At 56.0% G+C, this 15,096-nt stretch carries 13 protein-coding genes; 7 read left to right on the forward strand and 6 right to left on the reverse strand.

The genetic code is table 11. The features are described from left to right. Nucleotide 1: 1 nt before the first annotated feature. Complete coding sequence (nhaA, locus tag CPJ18_RS05795; RefSeq protein ID WP_103657400.1) at nt 2–1,192, reverse strand: Na+/H+ antiporter NhaA; 1,191 nt, start codon at nt 1,190–1,192, stop codon at nt 2–4. A gap of 284 nt (nt 1,193–1,476) precedes the next feature. Between nhaA and CPJ18_RS05800 the strand changes: the two genes are divergently transcribed. Continuing rightward, nucleotides 1,477–2,436, forward strand: coding sequence for a bile acid:sodium symporter family protein (locus CPJ18_RS05800; RefSeq protein WP_077107605.1), 960 nt, complete (start codon nt 1,477–1,479; stop codon nt 2,434–2,436). A gap of 325 nt (nt 2,437–2,761) precedes the next feature. On the opposite strand, the gene CPJ18_RS05805 is transcribed toward CPJ18_RS05800, so the two are convergent. The 4 genes from CPJ18_RS05805 to CPJ18_RS05820 form a co-directional block, all read right to left on the reverse strand. Continuing rightward, nucleotides 2,762–3,514 (reverse strand): GntR family transcriptional regulator, encoded by a 753-nt coding sequence (locus CPJ18_RS05805; RefSeq protein ID WP_077122031.1) that lies wholly within the window; start codon nt 3,512–3,514, stop codon nt 2,762–2,764. A gap of 139 nt (nt 3,515–3,653) precedes the next feature. Beyond that, nucleotides 3,654–4,778 carry a sugar phosphate isomerase/epimerase family protein gene (locus tag CPJ18_RS05810; protein ID WP_077107610.1) on the reverse strand — a complete coding sequence of 375 codons (1,125 nt, stop codon included), beginning with the start codon at nt 4,776–4,778 and terminating at the stop codon, nt 3,654–3,656. 78 nt (nt 4,779–4,856) lie between these two features. After that, the gene (locus CPJ18_RS05815; RefSeq protein WP_103657401.1) at nt 4,857–5,729 is read right to left on the reverse strand and encodes an amino acid ABC transporter permease; all 873 of its coding nucleotides are present in this window, start codon (nt 5,727–5,729) and stop codon (nt 4,857–4,859) included. 3 nt (nt 5,730–5,732) lie between these two features. Beyond that, nucleotides 5,733–6,665 carry an ABC transporter substrate-binding protein gene (locus CPJ18_RS05820; RefSeq protein ID WP_103657402.1) on the reverse strand — a complete coding sequence of 311 codons (933 nt, stop codon included), beginning with the start codon at nt 6,663–6,665 and terminating at the stop codon, nt 5,733–5,735. Between the two features lie 630 nt (nt 6,666–7,295). On the opposite strand from CPJ18_RS05820, the gene CPJ18_RS05825 reads away from it, so the two are divergent. The 6 genes from CPJ18_RS05825 to CPJ18_RS05850 are packed head-to-tail and all read left to right on the forward strand — an operon-like array spanning nt 7,296 to nt 13,245. Next, on the forward strand, nt 7,296–8,411 hold the full coding sequence (locus CPJ18_RS05825) for an ABC transporter ATP-binding protein (RefSeq protein WP_103657552.1): 1,116 nt from the start codon (nt 7,296–7,298) through the stop codon (nt 8,409–8,411). 23 nt (nt 8,412–8,434) lie between these two features. Next, nucleotides 8,435–9,475, forward strand: a complete 1,041-nt coding sequence (locus CPJ18_RS05830; protein ID WP_103657553.1) for an extracellular solute-binding protein — start codon at nt 8,435–8,437, stop codon at nt 9,473–9,475. 9 nt (nt 9,476–9,484) lie between these two features. Continuing rightward, nucleotides 9,485–10,312, forward strand: coding sequence for an ABC transporter permease (locus CPJ18_RS05835; protein ID WP_077107383.1), 828 nt, complete (start codon nt 9,485–9,487; stop codon nt 10,310–10,312). Beyond that, a complete protein-coding gene (locus CPJ18_RS05840) occupies nt 10,305–11,132 on the forward strand; it encodes an ABC transporter permease (protein WP_077107384.1) in 828 nt (275 codons plus the stop codon). Before CPJ18_RS05835 ends, CPJ18_RS05840 begins: the two co-directional genes overlap by 8 nt. Nucleotides 11,133–11,156: 24 nt before the next feature. After that, nucleotides 11,157–12,581 carry a M24 family metallopeptidase gene (locus CPJ18_RS05845; protein WP_077122035.1) on the forward strand — a complete coding sequence of 475 codons (1,425 nt, stop codon included), beginning with the start codon at nt 11,157–11,159 and terminating at the stop codon, nt 12,579–12,581. Between the two features lies 1 nt (nt 12,582). Continuing rightward, a complete protein-coding gene (locus CPJ18_RS05850) occupies nt 12,583–13,245 on the forward strand; it encodes a flavin reductase family protein (protein WP_077107386.1) in 663 nt (220 codons plus the stop codon). Nucleotides 13,246–13,535: 290 nt separating this feature from the next. Here the strand turns inward: CPJ18_RS05850 and CPJ18_RS05855 are convergent, their stop codons facing one another. After that, entirely contained in the window at nt 13,536–15,059 is a 1,524-nt protein-coding gene (locus CPJ18_RS05855) for a cryptochrome/photolyase family protein (RefSeq protein ID WP_077107387.1), read from the reverse strand. Nucleotides 15,060–15,096: the final 37 nt, after the last annotated feature.

Genomic DNA, 15,096 nt, shown 5'->3' on the forward strand with positions numbered 1-15,096 from the left:
CCTATGGCTTTGCTCTACGCCGTCCGGATATCAAAAGCACAGTAGCCCCCAGCACACCCGACAGAATCGAGCCTAAGAGAATGCCGATCTTCACACGATCCTGAACGCCCGGATCGTCAAATGCCAAAAGGCCGATAAACAGGCTCATCGTAAAGCCGATGCCGCACAGCAGCGCCGTGCCCGCCACTTGTCCCCAGCTTGCCTGGGCGGGAAGATCTGCAGCACCAAGCTTCACCAGAAGAGCCACCGTGCCGAGGACGCCGACCAGTTTGCCAAGCAACAGGCCGGCGGCGATACCCATCGTCAGGTGCTCGGAAAAGACCGACATGGAAATACCTGAAAACGATACGCCGGCATTGGCAAAACCGAATATTGGTACGACCACGAAAGCAGCGGGCTTGTGGAGCAGGTGCTCGAGCCTGTGCAGAGGAGATTCGTCATGGGCGGCCTCCGGCGTGCCGGGTGTCAGCTTCAGTGGGATTGTCAGTGCCAGAATAACACCGGCCAATGTCGCGTGAACGCCAGAAGCAAACACGAGAACCCAAAGCACCGCACCCAGCACAAGGTAAGGCCAGAGCGCCTTGACGCCCATCCGGTTGAAGATGATCAGATTGCCGACCACGATGCCCGCGCCCGCAAGGGCCAAGATATTAAGGTCGGCTGTGTAGAAGATTGCGATGACGATGACTGCGCCAAGATCGTCGATGATCGCAAGGGCTGCCAGAAATATCTTGAGCGAGGCCGGAACCCGGCTGCCCAGAAGCGATAGAACACCAAGTGCAAAAGCGATATCAGTCGCGGTTGGAATGGCCCATCCGCGTAACGCCGCCGGATCATTCCAGTTGAAATAGACATAGAACAGCGCAGGAAACAGCATTCCACCCGCGGCGGCTGCGCCTGGAAGGATACGTCGGCTCCAGGTCGAAAGCTGGCCGTCCAGCATTTCTCGTTTGATTTCCAGCCCGACGAGCAGGAAGAAGACGGCCATCAGCGCGTCGTTGATCCAGTGTTGCAGGCTGAGTGGCCCGATGTAGATGTGAAGGAGGTCAAAGTAGGTTTTCGCCAGCGGTGAGTTGGCGGTGATGATCGCCAAAACTGCGACGACCATGAGGACGATGCCACCAGATGCCTCTTTGTCGAGGAAATGGCGCAGAGTGGATTGGATGCGACCGGGTCTTGTTTCTGAAGACATGGGGTCTCGCTCCCTTGTGAGAGGTTGATCGAAGTCTCCGTCAATTTCGGGAAGGAACCCGTGGCGCACGCAGCACGCGCCAAGACCTTCAACTTAGGGGAGGCGGTCTGTCTTTACTATAAAAATCGGTCTTTCGTGACATGAAGTTTGCCGGAGAGTGCGCAAATGTCTGTGTTTTAGGCACCGCTGACTTACCGCAGGACCGTAGAAGGCTGTGCATGACCTTGACACTTCAGCCCTGCCATTTAGACCTCGCGACTATTCTGGAATTAGGGAGTGAGGATTTGAAAACAGTGGCAACCATCTCGACGTTTGTCGGCAAGACATTCGCCGCCTGGGTCATTCTTTTTGCCGTCCTCGGTTTCTTTTTCCCTGACACCTTCAAGCAGATCGCGCCCTGGATCGTAACGCTCTTGTCGATCATCATGTTCGGAATGGGTCTCACCCTGTCCGTGGATGATTTCCGCGAAGTTGTGAAGCGTCCATTCGACGTCACCATCGGCGTGCTAGGCCAATTCCTCATTATGCCTTTGCTGGCCGTGTTGCTGACACGGATTATCCCAATGCCTCCAGAGGTCGCGGCTGGCGTCATTCTGGTCGGTTGCTGCCCGGGCGGTACCTCTTCCAATGTCATGACGTATCTATCGAAAGGCGATGTCGCCCTGTCGGTCGCCTGCACCTCGGTGACGACACTTGCAGCACCGCTGGTGACGCCGTTCCTGGTATGGATATTTGCCAGCCAGTTCCTGCCGGTCGATGGCTGGGCGATGTTCCTGAGCATCGTTAAGGTGGTGCTGGTGCCGTTAGCTTTGGGTGCTGCTTTGCAGAAGGTGCTACCCGGCGTGGTCAAGGCAGCGGTTCCTGCGCTGCCGCTGGTTAGCGTCATCGGCATCGTGCTCATCGTTTCGGCGGTTGTTGGTGCATCGAAAGGCGCGATCGCCCAGTCCGGCCTGATGATCTTTGCAGTCGTCGTTTTGCACAATGGCCTTGGTTATCTGCTCGGCTATTTCGCGGCTAAGGCTACAGGGCTTTCGCTTGCAAAGCGTAAGGCGATCGCCATCGAAGTCGGGATGCAGAATTCCGGTCTGGGTGCGGCGCTCGCAACTGCTTATTTCTCGCCTCTTGCGGCGGTTCCAAGCGCCATATTCAGCGTGTGGCACAACATTTCTGGCGCGCTTTTGGCAAATTGGTTTTCGGGACGTGTTGATGGCGATACCGAGTCACGGCCGGATCACCGAGCGTGACGTTGTCTCATACACGCTTCCGGCGTTGACCTAATACGGGCCTCGCCAACAAGTGCGCGACATGCCAGTCACCATTAAGCGAGCCGTCTATCGCAACTCGAATTTAAAGCCTGGAAACGGCGTGGCTTCGATCTGTATCTTGCCGTATCCGGTTTTTGCAACTTCAGTATCTTGAGCGAACCATTGTGAGTTTTCGTGTGAGTTTGATCCATTTTTCCGTTTGACCTTAAGTCCACTTACGCAGGATAAAATCCGCCATATTAGATGATCAAGCCGGTTAGCTTCCAATCAGGTGTAGTTAGATTGTATTGATTTAAGGCGGTTATCAGGAAAAGTTCTCCAGCACAGCCAGAAACGTATGCCGATCGCCCTGTCCCTCGGTTAGCCGAACTCTACCCTCAATGTCGGCGAGGTGATGGTCCATCAATTGCTGCGCCTTCGCTAGGTCTTTCGCCTTCAAAGCGGTGACGATCAAGCGATGATGATCTGCACCGCAATCGTCCTTCCGCTCCTCCTCGTAGAGGGACATGACGAGGGAAAGCCGAGCGACGATTTTGGAGAGCATCTCTGTCATGACGGCATTGCCACCAAGCTCCGCCAGCACGACATGGAACTTGCCGGATAGGACCGTCTTCGACTTTTCGTCGCCATGGTGATGGATGTGCTCTTCTTCGTCGGTCAGTTTTTCCAGCGCATCCAGTTGATCGATGGTGGCGCGGTCCATGACGAGTTCAAGGATGACATGTTCTAGCTTGCGACGTGCTTCGAACAGGGCTTTTGCTTCCTCGATGCCTGGCTCTGCCACGAAAGTACCACGGTTCTTTTTGCGATCGAGCAGATGGTCGCTCTCCAGAACGCCCAGCGCGCCGCGCACGACGGTGCGGCTGACACCGAAATGATCGGCGATTGCGTCCTCCAGAATCTTGACGCCTGGCTTAAGCGCACCCTCACCAATGGCTGCTGCCAGTGTGTTGCGAATGCGCTCTGTTACGTCGTCATTGGCGGTTTCGGCCGTATCCACCGGGCTGCTGGCCTTAGGTGCGGTCTTGGCGCTTAGACGTCGCCTTGTGGTCTTCATTGTCGTCTCCAGATCGGATCAAGCGATATGATTATTTTCATGGGAATATTCCTGCGTATATGCGCTTGATCGTAAAAATCCAGCTCGTCCCATGGTTTTTAAAGTTGATGAAACATGTTCTCGATGGAATGCGCGATCCTCAGGCCGCCTGCCGCTTTGGCGTCGAGAGTAAAATTCCATTGTCGCGGCAAACCTCTTCAATGTGGCGTGCAGAATTCTTTATGAAGGTCACCGCTTCGTTGAAACCATAGGACTGCTGCTCATAGGTCGGGTAGCCGTACTGGCTGGACTCATAGGTCTCCCAATCAGGGATGTCTCCAGCGGCCACACGTTTCTCGAAGGTATCAACCAATCCGAGATAGGCTTCCAGTTCCTCCGGCGTCAGATCAGGGTGGCCTGCGCGCCAGATGGGGTCGTTGATCTCGATGCACTGACGAGGATTGGCCTTGCGCGGCTTGTCTTCGACGGAGGCCGCAACTTCCAGAGAGAGGTTCAGGTTGGGATTGGCCTTGGCGAGGACGGGGATGATTTCAGCGAAATCCACAATGCCGCGACCAACCGGGCGAGTCTGGAAATCGAGGCCACCGGTGGCATGTCCGACATAGGCATCCTTGATGTGGGTCTGGCGCACATAGGGGGCGACCCTTTTTGCGGCAAAAACCGGATGCTCGGCCCGTTGCAGGCCGTTTGCCGTATCGAACACGACACCCATGCAGTCTTCACCGACCTTTTCGATCAGCCGCAGGATTTCAAACGAGGTGATCTCGTCATGGGTTTCCATATTGAGATGAACGCCGTTTGCGCGCGCAACGAGTGCGAGCTTTAGTAGTACCTTTTCGATACCCATCAACTGCTCGTCCCAGGTCACATCGGTACGGAACCGGTCATTGGCCAGCCGTCCGCGATATTCCGATTTGAAATTTCCCGGCGATACCCACAATTCACGGCAACCGATGGCCGCACTCGCTTCAATCATGCGGGTGAAACCGAGGATGACATCGCCACCGCCGATCGCGCGGAACTCCGGGGCCTCGGCGCTGCAATAGGGGTTGATCTTGCCAACGCCCGCTTCGAGATAAAGGCCAAGTTCGTCGGCCTTGGCTCTGATATCAGCGAGTTCGCCCTTGTCCAATGTTTCGCTCATGTCGAGGATCGTGCTGAAGAAGATGCCGCCGAGACCGATTTCCTTGACGTGTTCGAGGCTCTTGAGTGGTCCGCGTTTTTTCGCTTCGGGCAGTTTCTGTCCGTCGATGCCTAATTTCATGATCTGCTCCTCGATGTTTCCTGGTCGGATTTGCTGCAACGGCATTTCCATTTGATTGATGGTTGAGTTTGCGTCGCGTCAGGCGCGACGTGTGTTGTCTTTCTGTGCACCGGCGTCACGGCCTTTCGGTGCGAGGCGCTTCTCCAGAAAATGCTGGCCGACGGATGCGATTGACGTGATGAGGAGGTACCAGAGCGAGGCGACACACAGCAGCTCGATGACAAGGAAGTTGCGCGCATAGATGGCCTGCGCCTGGGTCAGTAGGTCCTGCATACCGATGACGGAAACGATGGCGCTTGCCTTCAGCATGCCGATGGCCTGGTTGCCAGTCGGAGGAACAATGAGGCGGACGGCCTGTGGGAGAACCACGGTTCGGAGGGTCTGGAGCGGTCGCAAACCCAGTGACGAGGCGGCCTCGCGCTGGCCACGATCCACGGCGGTCAATCCACCACGGATGATTTCACTCATATTGGCGGCTTCATGCAGGCCAAGTGCCAGAAAGCCTGCAAGGGCAGGGGTGACGAGTTCGTTGATCGATATGGAATAGGCACCAATGCCCACTTGCGGAATGAACAGCGCGATGTTGAACCAGAAGAAAATCTGGACGATGAGCGGTACGCCGCGAAAACACCACACGAAGGCGACAGCCATCGCTTTCAGAACGATATTCTGGCTTGTGGCCATGACGGCGACGATGCAGCCGAAAGCGATGCCGAACACCATGGCGCCGGCCGTCAGTTGCAACGTCAGAATGACGCCGTCGAGGATAACCGGGTCGACCATGTAACGTGGGATTTCGCCCCATTGGACAGTCTGATTGCGTGCGATGGTGAGGATGAAGAGAGCCAGCGCGAGGATCGCGCTGGTGCCTGATGTGATCTGCCCCCACCGTATCGGCTTGCCGAGCGGTGGGGCGATGGCCATGCTGATGGGTTGAGCAAAAAGAGACATGGCTTAATTCACCGGCATGCTGGCGGCGTCGTTGAATTTGACGGTCGTCACAGCCAGTGGGCCAAGACCCCATTTCTCCATGATGGCCTTATAGGCACCGGTATCGACCATATGCTGAAGCGAGGCGATGACCGTATCGCGCAGGTCCGGATTGTCCTTCGATACCAGCATACCGAGATAGCCGACGGCGAGACGGACATCTGGGAGTGCTCGAAGTCCGACGCCCTTGCCGGTCTGGTTTTCGGTTGTATAGACGCTCGTGGCATAACCGTTGACGGTTGCGTCAGCGCGGCCGGTGCGTACGGCCTGCAAGACGTCAGGCATTTTCGGGATCGACATGATGTTCATGGGTATCGCGCATTTCGCCGATGCCGCTTCCACCATGCGCGCCTGAAATGTACCCACTGGCACGGCAACCTTCTTGCCGCAGAGGTCTTCCATGCTCTTAATGCCGAGCGGATTGCCCTTGATGGTCATGATTGTCGTGGCATCAAACATGTAGTCGATTACATCGACCTGCTTTTCCAGCTCCACATCGTCATTGATGCCGGAAATGGTCATGTCGAAACGCTTGGAGAGGACAGCGGGTACGATTGCTGTACCTGCACCGACATTTGTCATCTGAACATCGACGCCGAGAATGACGCCAAGTGCTGCGGCGATATCTGCATCGATCCCGATCAGTTTGCCGTCTTCCGCCTGAAAGCTGATGGGTGGCGTCAGATCGGTTGCCACCTTGAGCACCTTCTTGTCCTTGATCGTAGGTGGAAGACGGTCCGCCAGCGCCTTGTCGAACACGACGCCCGGCAGTTTAGCGACAACGGCATCGGGCACCATTTTGATGGCGTTGCCCTCTGCTGCATGTGCGGAGGTGGCCAGCAATACGAGAGCGATACCCGTCAGGCCATTCTTGAGATTTGTCTTGAAGCTGCGCATGCGATCCCCTTTTTGATTTTTATCGGTCTGAATTTACGGGAAGTACGAAGCAATCTGCATGCCAGCTTGATGGATGGATATTCAGCGCATTGTTTTTAAAGACCTATTTTCTAGTTCTTGAGTCAAAGAAATATTTCGCACAAATATTCGCATCAAAATTCGTAAATATAATGATTAAAAAATCATCCCTCCTAACGATCTTCATGCCGCAGGTTGCGCGCTCTACAGCCTAAGTTTCTGCTTTCGCGGCGTATCCGCTAATTTTTCAAATGGCGGCGGCCATGATCTGCCAACTACTTTCGATCAATCAACGGCAATTTTTTCAGTTTTTGCACTGAAATACTGCTTATCGAATAAGCGGTATCGATAGGAAGTGCACATTTTTTAAATCCGAAAATAAATCCGGTTTAATATTATTATGAATATTCGCAAACATAGAAAACAGAAATAAACATTTTTAATCAGTATGTTGATAATGGCTTTCCGTTAAAAATCGCAAACTGGCACACAGCTTGCAAATCCCTTGGCATGACCAACACAGAAACCCAAATCGCTGATCGATCCCATCTTCGCTTCGTAACATCGGGCGCAGAAAACTTTGACGGCGTCAGGCAACCCAAAGGGATATCAATGGCAGAGGGCTCGAAGGCAGGCGATGGTAAGCAGCTCAGCGTTCGTGGCCTGACCCATAGCTATGGCGGGCAGAATGCGATCAGCGATATCTCGTTCGAGGTCGCGGCTGGTGAGATTGTTGCGCTTCTGGGGCCCAGCGGCTGCGGCAAGTCCACGGTGCTGCGGGCGATTGCTGGTTTGATCCAGCCGAAGAGCGGTGTCATCCAGCTCGGTGGCCAGGACCTCGCCCATGTTTCTGCGCGCTCCCGCGGCATCGGCATGGTGTTCCAGAATTACGCCCTGTTTCCGCATCTGACGGTGGCAGAGAACATCGCCTATCCACTGGCCTGCCAGCGAGTACCGCGGACGCAGCGCAGGGAGCGGGTGGAGGAAATGCTCTCGCTCGTGCAGTTGAACAGTTTTGGAAACCGCTTGCCACGTGAACTCTCCGGCGGCCAGCAGCAGCGCGTGGCGGTTGCCCGTGCCATTGCCGGACGGCCCTCGCTCCTCCTGCTTGACGAACCCTTCGGTGCGCTCGACCGGGCGCTTCGCTTCGATCTGCAGGTCGAACTCCTGCATCTCCAGAAAACCCTCGGCATCACGACACTGATCGTCACCCATGATCAGGAAGAGGCGCAAAGCCTTGCCGGACGTCTGGTGCTGATGAACAAGGGCAATGTCGAGCAGATCGACACGCCGATGGCCGTCTATGACCGGCCGAAGACGCTTTTCGTCAACACCTTCATCGGCCAGGCCAATCTGCTGCATGGCACGGTGGAGCGACTGGATGCGGAGTCGACGACCATTGCGCTCACGAATGGCAGAACACTCGTTCTGCCGCGTCGCCTGAACTTTACGGTTGGCTCCAAGGTCACCATCACCTTCCGCCCCGAAGACGTCCGTCTTTCAACGAGCCCAAGCGAATTCGCACTGCCAGCACGGCTGACAGTGTCCGTGCCCCTTGGGCCAACGCTCGTCCATGATCTTCTTCTTGAGGACGGAACGGGCCTGCGAGCTTCGCAGGTACGCGGACCTTCCACCTTCATTCCCGAGCCGGGAGCACAGCTCTTTGCCGAGATTGACACCGCAAGGTGTCACGCCTTTCCGAGCGAACCGGAAGCATCCAGTGAATGAACAACAACAACAGAGGTGAACAGATGCAGGACTTCAACATTACACGACGTCAGTTCGGATTGCTTGCCGCTGGTGCGGCAGTAGCCGTCACCGCCCCCTTTGCAGCCCGTGCTGCCGGTGGCACCGCAATTGCCGCGACCTTTCCGGGCAACTGGGAAGACGGCTATCGCACGGTACTGACGCCACTCGTCAAAGAAGCCGGTTTCGATCTGACGGTCGCGCCAGCGATGGCGCAGGACCAGTTGGCCAAGGTCATGGCCAGCCCCGGCAACCCGCCTTACGACACACTGCTGATGTCGCCCGGCCAGATGGCCGTCGCCATCGAGAATGATCTGATCCAGAAGATCGATCCGTCCAAGCTCAAGAACTGGAGCATGCTCGATCCTGCATTCCAGGGCGAGTACGGCCCGACCGTGACGGTCGAAGTCAACGGCATCGCCTACAACCCGGATCTGGTGCCAGCGCCGAAGGGTTACCGCGACCTGTTCGAAAACCCTGTCTACAAGGGCCTTGTCTCCTGGACTGGTTTTGCCTCCAACACCGGCGTCATGGCCTATACCGAAATCGCCAAGATATTCGGCAAAGGCCCGACAGATATGGACGCCGTGTTCAAGCTGTTCAAGGACCATCCCGAACACATCAAGGGCGTCGTCGCCAGCACCAATAACCAGATGACGCTGTTCCAGCAGGGCGAAATCGCCGTCTTCATGTGCTCGACCGGCAATGTTGCGCGTCTCAAGTCCATGGGCTTGAAGGCCGAATTCGTCCAACCGGAAACGGGTTCGCCAGCGGCGCCCGTCAACATCCATCTGACCAAGGGTGCGAAAAACCCGGATGCGGCCTATGCCTATATGGATGCGGCCATCTCCAAGGCAGCGCAGGACAAGCTGAAAATGCCGCCGACGGAGATGTTCCCGACCAACAAGGAAGTGGAACTGACACCTGGTATCGAGGCCTATGTGAAGCGCGAACAACTGGCATCGCTGGTCTATCCGGACTGGGCTGCAATCAACAAGAACCGTGCGGAATGGATCCGCCAGTTCGACGCTCTCGTCGCCGGTTGAGGTAAGCACATGAAAGCGAGCGGTTTCCCATACGTTATCCCGATGCTTTTGCTGTCGGTGGCGTTTTTTGCGACGCCGCTCGCCGTTCTTGTCGGGTTCAGCTTCATCGGCCCTGACGGCGTGTCGCTGCACAATTATGCGCGCTTTCTTGGCGATGCATTCAATTACCGTGTGCTGGTTAACACCGCCATACTCGGTCTCCAGACCATCGCCAGCACCACCTTGCTCGGCATTCCCATTGCGCTGCTCTATTGGCACAGTAGCAAGACTGCGCGGCAGATCATCATCTTCCTGACGCTTGTTCCTATGCTGACTAGCAATGTGGTGAGAACCTTCGCCTGGATCGTCATTCTTGGACGACAGGGACCGATCAGCGAGGCCTTCGTGGCGCTTGGACTTGCGGAGCGGCCGTTCACGCTGCTCTCCACCGAGTTAGGTCTCGTCATGGCCATGTGCCAGATCGACTTGCCCCTGATCATCCTGCCGCTGATCGCCATCCTGTCGCGAACGCCGGTGCAGTTCACCGAGGCCGCGCAGGTGTCTGGTGCCGGGCCATGGCGTATCTTGGTGACGGTTCTGCTGCCGATGATGCTGCCCGGTCTGCTGGCAGGCTGGATCCTCGTCTTTGCCAGCACCAGTGCGTCCTTCGTCACCCAAGCCGTCATCGGCGGTGCGCGCAATGTCTATGTGCCGCAATTGATTTATCGCGAGGTCGGCACACTGTTCGATTGGCCTATGGCCTCGGCCATCGCCGTCATCCTGCTTTTGTCGACCGGCATTCTTCTCGTCGCCATGACCATGATTTCCCGTCACAGGAGGCTTGTCGGCCATGCATAATCATCGCGAAAACCCGATCCCGACTTTTCTCTACAAAGCGTTTGTCTTCGGTTTCGGCAGTCTCAGTCTGATCTATCTCGTGGCACCGATCGTGATTGCCATCACCATGTCGTTCACCTCTGGCCAGACACTCAAATATCCGCCGGAGGGGTTCTCCCTGCGGTGGTATGAGGCGCTGATCGATCCTGTGCGTTCAGGGACAGAACATATCGCAGCCGGTAATTCGCTGAAAATCGCTGGTCTTGCGGTGCTGGGATCGCTGATGTTTGCGGTGCCTGCTACAATCGGCATGGCGCGGATGAGACGCCGCGCGGTCAATGCGCTGGAGCCGTTTCTGCTCGCACCGCTCGTTCTGCCAAGCCTTGTTTATGGTCTGGCGGCGCTGATCGTGGCAAATTTCGTCGGCTTCCAGCCGTCGCTCTGGTTGACCGTCATTGGCCATATCGTCGTCTTCGGGCCGCTTATGTACCGTGCCGCATCCGTTGTTGCGCAGGGCATCAACCCGTCGCTGGCGGAAGCCTCCACCGTCATGGGCGCGACGTGGTACACGACGTTGAGGCGTGTGATCCTGCCGCTGCTGGCACCCGGCATTTTGGCTGGTGCCTTCCTCGTCTTCATTCAGTCGCTCGACAACGTCTCCATCTCGCTCTTTCTCGCCGATGCGCAAACGACCGTGCTGCCGCTTCGCATGTTCGCGCTGATCGAAGAGTCTCTCGATGTCCGTGTCGCCGCGATGTCGGGAATCCTGATTGGACTGACTCTCATCGTGATGCTGGTGGCGAGGCGCGTGCTGGCACCATCCCGGCAACCTAACCAATAAAAATACTTCTGGAAGGAATACCCAATGAACATACACGCCAATAAGGCAGGCAACTATCGCATCGGATCGCTGCTTGCCGATTTCCAGCCGGATTTCGACTTTGTCGCACCCCTGCCTCTACCCATCGAGGAATTCGAGGACCGCCTACGCCGCATTCGCCGCCAGGCCGTCGAAGCTGGCCACGATGCGCTCCTCGTCCACACCGGAGGCGTCGGCTGGTTCCATACGTCCAACCACTATCTGCGCTATATCTGCGACTGGATGCGCGAAGGCGTGCTGATCATCCCGACGGATGCCGACAAGCCGATGGTGCTCTTGTCCTTCTTCACGCAATCTGTGCTCCTGCCGCCGGGCGGTGAGCCTGTGCTGGTAGAAGACATCTGGCAGATCGGTCCAATTGGCCGCGAATATGCCGATCGTCCCGGCGACAGCGTGATCAAGACGGCTGAAAAATGTGCCGAACTGCTGGCCGGTATGGGCCTGGCGAAGGCGCAGATCGGACGCATCGGTGACCGTACCTCGCTCACCTTCTGGGCGGCCCTCTATGAGTTAATGCCGAAAAGCAAATTCGTTTCTGACAATGCCATTCTCGACCGCATGCAGAAAGTGCGCTCGCCGCGCGAAATCGAAATGTTTCGAGCGGCAGCCCAACTCGTCAGCATCGCCACGCAGGCGGCCTATCATGTCGCCAAACCTGGTATCACCGACCACGAAATCTATGCCGCCTTCACGCAGGCACAGCTCTCCTTTGGCGGCGAGACCGGTGATGGCTATCAGATCGGCATCAACGAGTTCGGCACCCATTGCGGCAAGCCATATGGCCATGTCGCACGTCCGGGCGATCTCATCAATCTTTACGTCTCCAACATCACCTATCGCGGTTACACCGCCCAGACGGCGCGCATGATCGCGGTTGGTGATATCACTAAACGGCAGGAAGAGGTGCTGGCGGCCTGCACTGAAGGCGTCAAACGAGCCGAAAAGCTGATCCGTCCCGGCGCGCTGATGCGGGATGTCAACAATGCGGCCTTCGAGCCAATGATTGAGCGCGGCATGCTTTCCTCACCGGAAGCCCGCACCATGCCGTACAATTGGGCACCGATGGATGATGGCAGCGCGCGGGTGATCCCGCGCCAATATGTCAAGAATATCGACTGGGAGGCGCAGGGCCGCACTTTGATGCATGTTTACCCGGCGACGCATGGGCCGCATAACCCCAATCTGGGTCACTCGGTCGGTATGGCTGGTGGCCAGAACAGCTTCAATATCTCATCCCACAATTATGACCGGATGGAAGAGGGCATGGCGTTCGTGCTGCACACGCAATGGCTTGAGCCGTTGTCGGCAGGCTGTAATGTCGGCGATATGTATGTCGTCACCAAGGACGGGTTCGAAAACCTTTCCCGCCACACCCCGCTTGAAACCCACCGTATCGCTGCCGAGGCCTGATATGACCGAACACACCCATTTCGATTTCGCAAAACTCAGCGAACGGGAACGCTACAAAATACTCATAGGCACCGTCATCCCGCGCCCTATTGCACTGGTGACGACGGTCAGCAAGGACGGGACACCCAACGCCGGCCCGTTCAGCTTCTTCAATGTCCTGACCCATGATCCAGCCATCGTCGCAATCGGCGTCGAGAACTATTCGGACATGCGCTTCAAGGACACTGCCCGCAATATCAGAGAGACCGGCGAATTCACTGTCCATATCTGCGATAACGCGCTGGTCGACCAGATGGAAATCTGTGCCATCAAGTTCGGCCCCGAGGTGGACGAGATGGAAGAAGCGGGCCTCGCGACCGTGCCTGGCCAGATGGTCTGCAGCCCGCGTATTCTGTCGGCTCCCGCTGCCCTGGAATGCCGCCGCCACACGACCCTCCAGGTCGGTCCGGCCCGCGAAATCATTCTCGGCGAAGTCGTTGGCGTCTTCGTTCGCAGCGATGCTGTCAACGCGGCCAACCTTCATATCGACCAACAGCTCATGGATGCCGTCGGCCGCATGGGTGGACACACTTATACCCGCACCCGCGATCAGTTCGATATCAAGACGCTGACGCCGCAGGAATGGGAAAGTCGGACGGCGGATGAGAAGGTGGCGGCGGAATGAAGTCACTAGAATTTGTAAATTCAGGAGCCTTTCCAGTTTAGAATGGCTAAGTTTGGATGTTGGGAGTTCGAATCCCTTCAAGGCAGCCGATTTTTGCAAGTCTCCGTGCGCTCAGGCCCCTATAACAAAAAAAATCAATAGATCTCAACATTTAAAGGATGCAGAATATCAAGCCCCTCACGATACCCGTCCAGGAGATGTTTGCGGCCCAGTATACCTCTCCTGATGTCTATGTGAGCGTCACCCGATGTTATATATCGGCAGCAGTTTCCTTTTTTGGTAGTCGACTATCATTGGAGTTGGGACAAGAACTTCGCAGCCTGTTGTCTGATTCCTCCTTTGACCCCGTCATCCATTTTAGACCATGTGGCGTAGGGTTGAGCTAAGCGAGGGTTTCCGGCTAATCTTGCCTTGTTGCGTGCAAGGAAATCCCAGTACAGCGCATTAAATGGACAGGCTCTGACGCCGACCCGCTGTTTCGGATCGAAGTGGCAGGTCGAACAATAATCGGACATGCGGTTGATGTAATTGCCGCTTGCCGCGTATGGTTTGGTCCCGAGAAATCCGCCATCCGCGAATTGGCTCATGCCGATCACATTGGGTAGTTCGACCCATTCGTACGCGTCGGCGTAAACCTCCAGGTACCAAGTGTGGACTGCCTTTGGATCTATCCCCGCGATCAAGGCAAAATTACCAGTTATCATCAACCGTTGAATATGATGGGCGTAGGCATGGTCGATCGTTTCCGTGATGACTGTCGCCAGACAATTCATCTCAGTCTTACCCGACCAGTAGAAGTCAGGGAGAGGTCGCGTATTGTCGAAAAAATTGCTTTCGACGTAATCAGGGCCAGCCAACCAGTAGATACCGCGCATGTACTCTCGCCAGCCAATGATCTGGCGAATAAAGCCTTCAACCGCATTGAGCGGTGCAGTGCCATCGAAATAGGCTCGCTCTGCGGCTCGAGAGACTTCGAGAGCGTCCAGGAGGCCGATGTTAATGTAGAATGACAGCAGCGAGTGGTTAAGGTTGGAATCCTCTTGCAGCATCGCATCCTGCGTTGCGCCAAAGTTGGGAAGAAAATCATCGACAAACGATTGCAGCACGCGCTCTGCATCTGATCGCGTGACCGCAAAGCCGAACTTGTCGAGCCTACCAAAATTGCCGGGGAATAGCCGGGCGACTGTCTCTATAACCTCGCGGGTTGTCGCGTCTGGTGGGAAAGAGCGATTTTGTGGGCGGAAGAGATCAGGGCGTGCAGGGTTGCGGTTTTCCGCGTCAAAGTTCCAGCGTCCTCCGATGGGATCATCGCCGTTCATCAACAAGCCGGTCTTACTGCGCATATCGCGATAGAAATATTCCATCGTCAGCGTCTTGCGGCCACCAGCCCAGTTCGCGAACTCATCGTGTGTGCACAAGAATCTATCATCAGGTCGAACCTCGACGTCAATACCCAGACAGGTTTTCCAGGACTCGATTTCGGCCCGAACACGCCATTCTCCCGCTTCGGTAATTCGGACCGAAACGGGCTTGACCCTCGAGATTGCCCGCTTCAACTCGCCAGAAAATGAACCCGCATTATCCTTGTCGTCAATGCGGGTATAAATAACCTGATATCCATCGGCTCGAAGCTCATCGGCAAAATGGCGCATTGCCGAAAATACGAAGGCCAGCTTTTGTTTATGATGACCGACATAAGTCGCCTCCGTCATCACCTCACACAGCAGTATCGTATCCTTCTCCTTTTTAGCACCAACAAGCGATGAAATGTGTGGTGACAACTGATCGCCAAGAATGAAGATCAACCTCGTCATTGAAGGCTTTCCCCAACGCGATGGTTTTCAATGGCCC

The sequence above is a fragment of the Agrobacterium rosae genome, assembly GCF_002915175.1.
Lineage (GTDB): Bacteria > Pseudomonadota > Alphaproteobacteria > Rhizobiales > Rhizobiaceae > Agrobacterium > Agrobacterium rosae.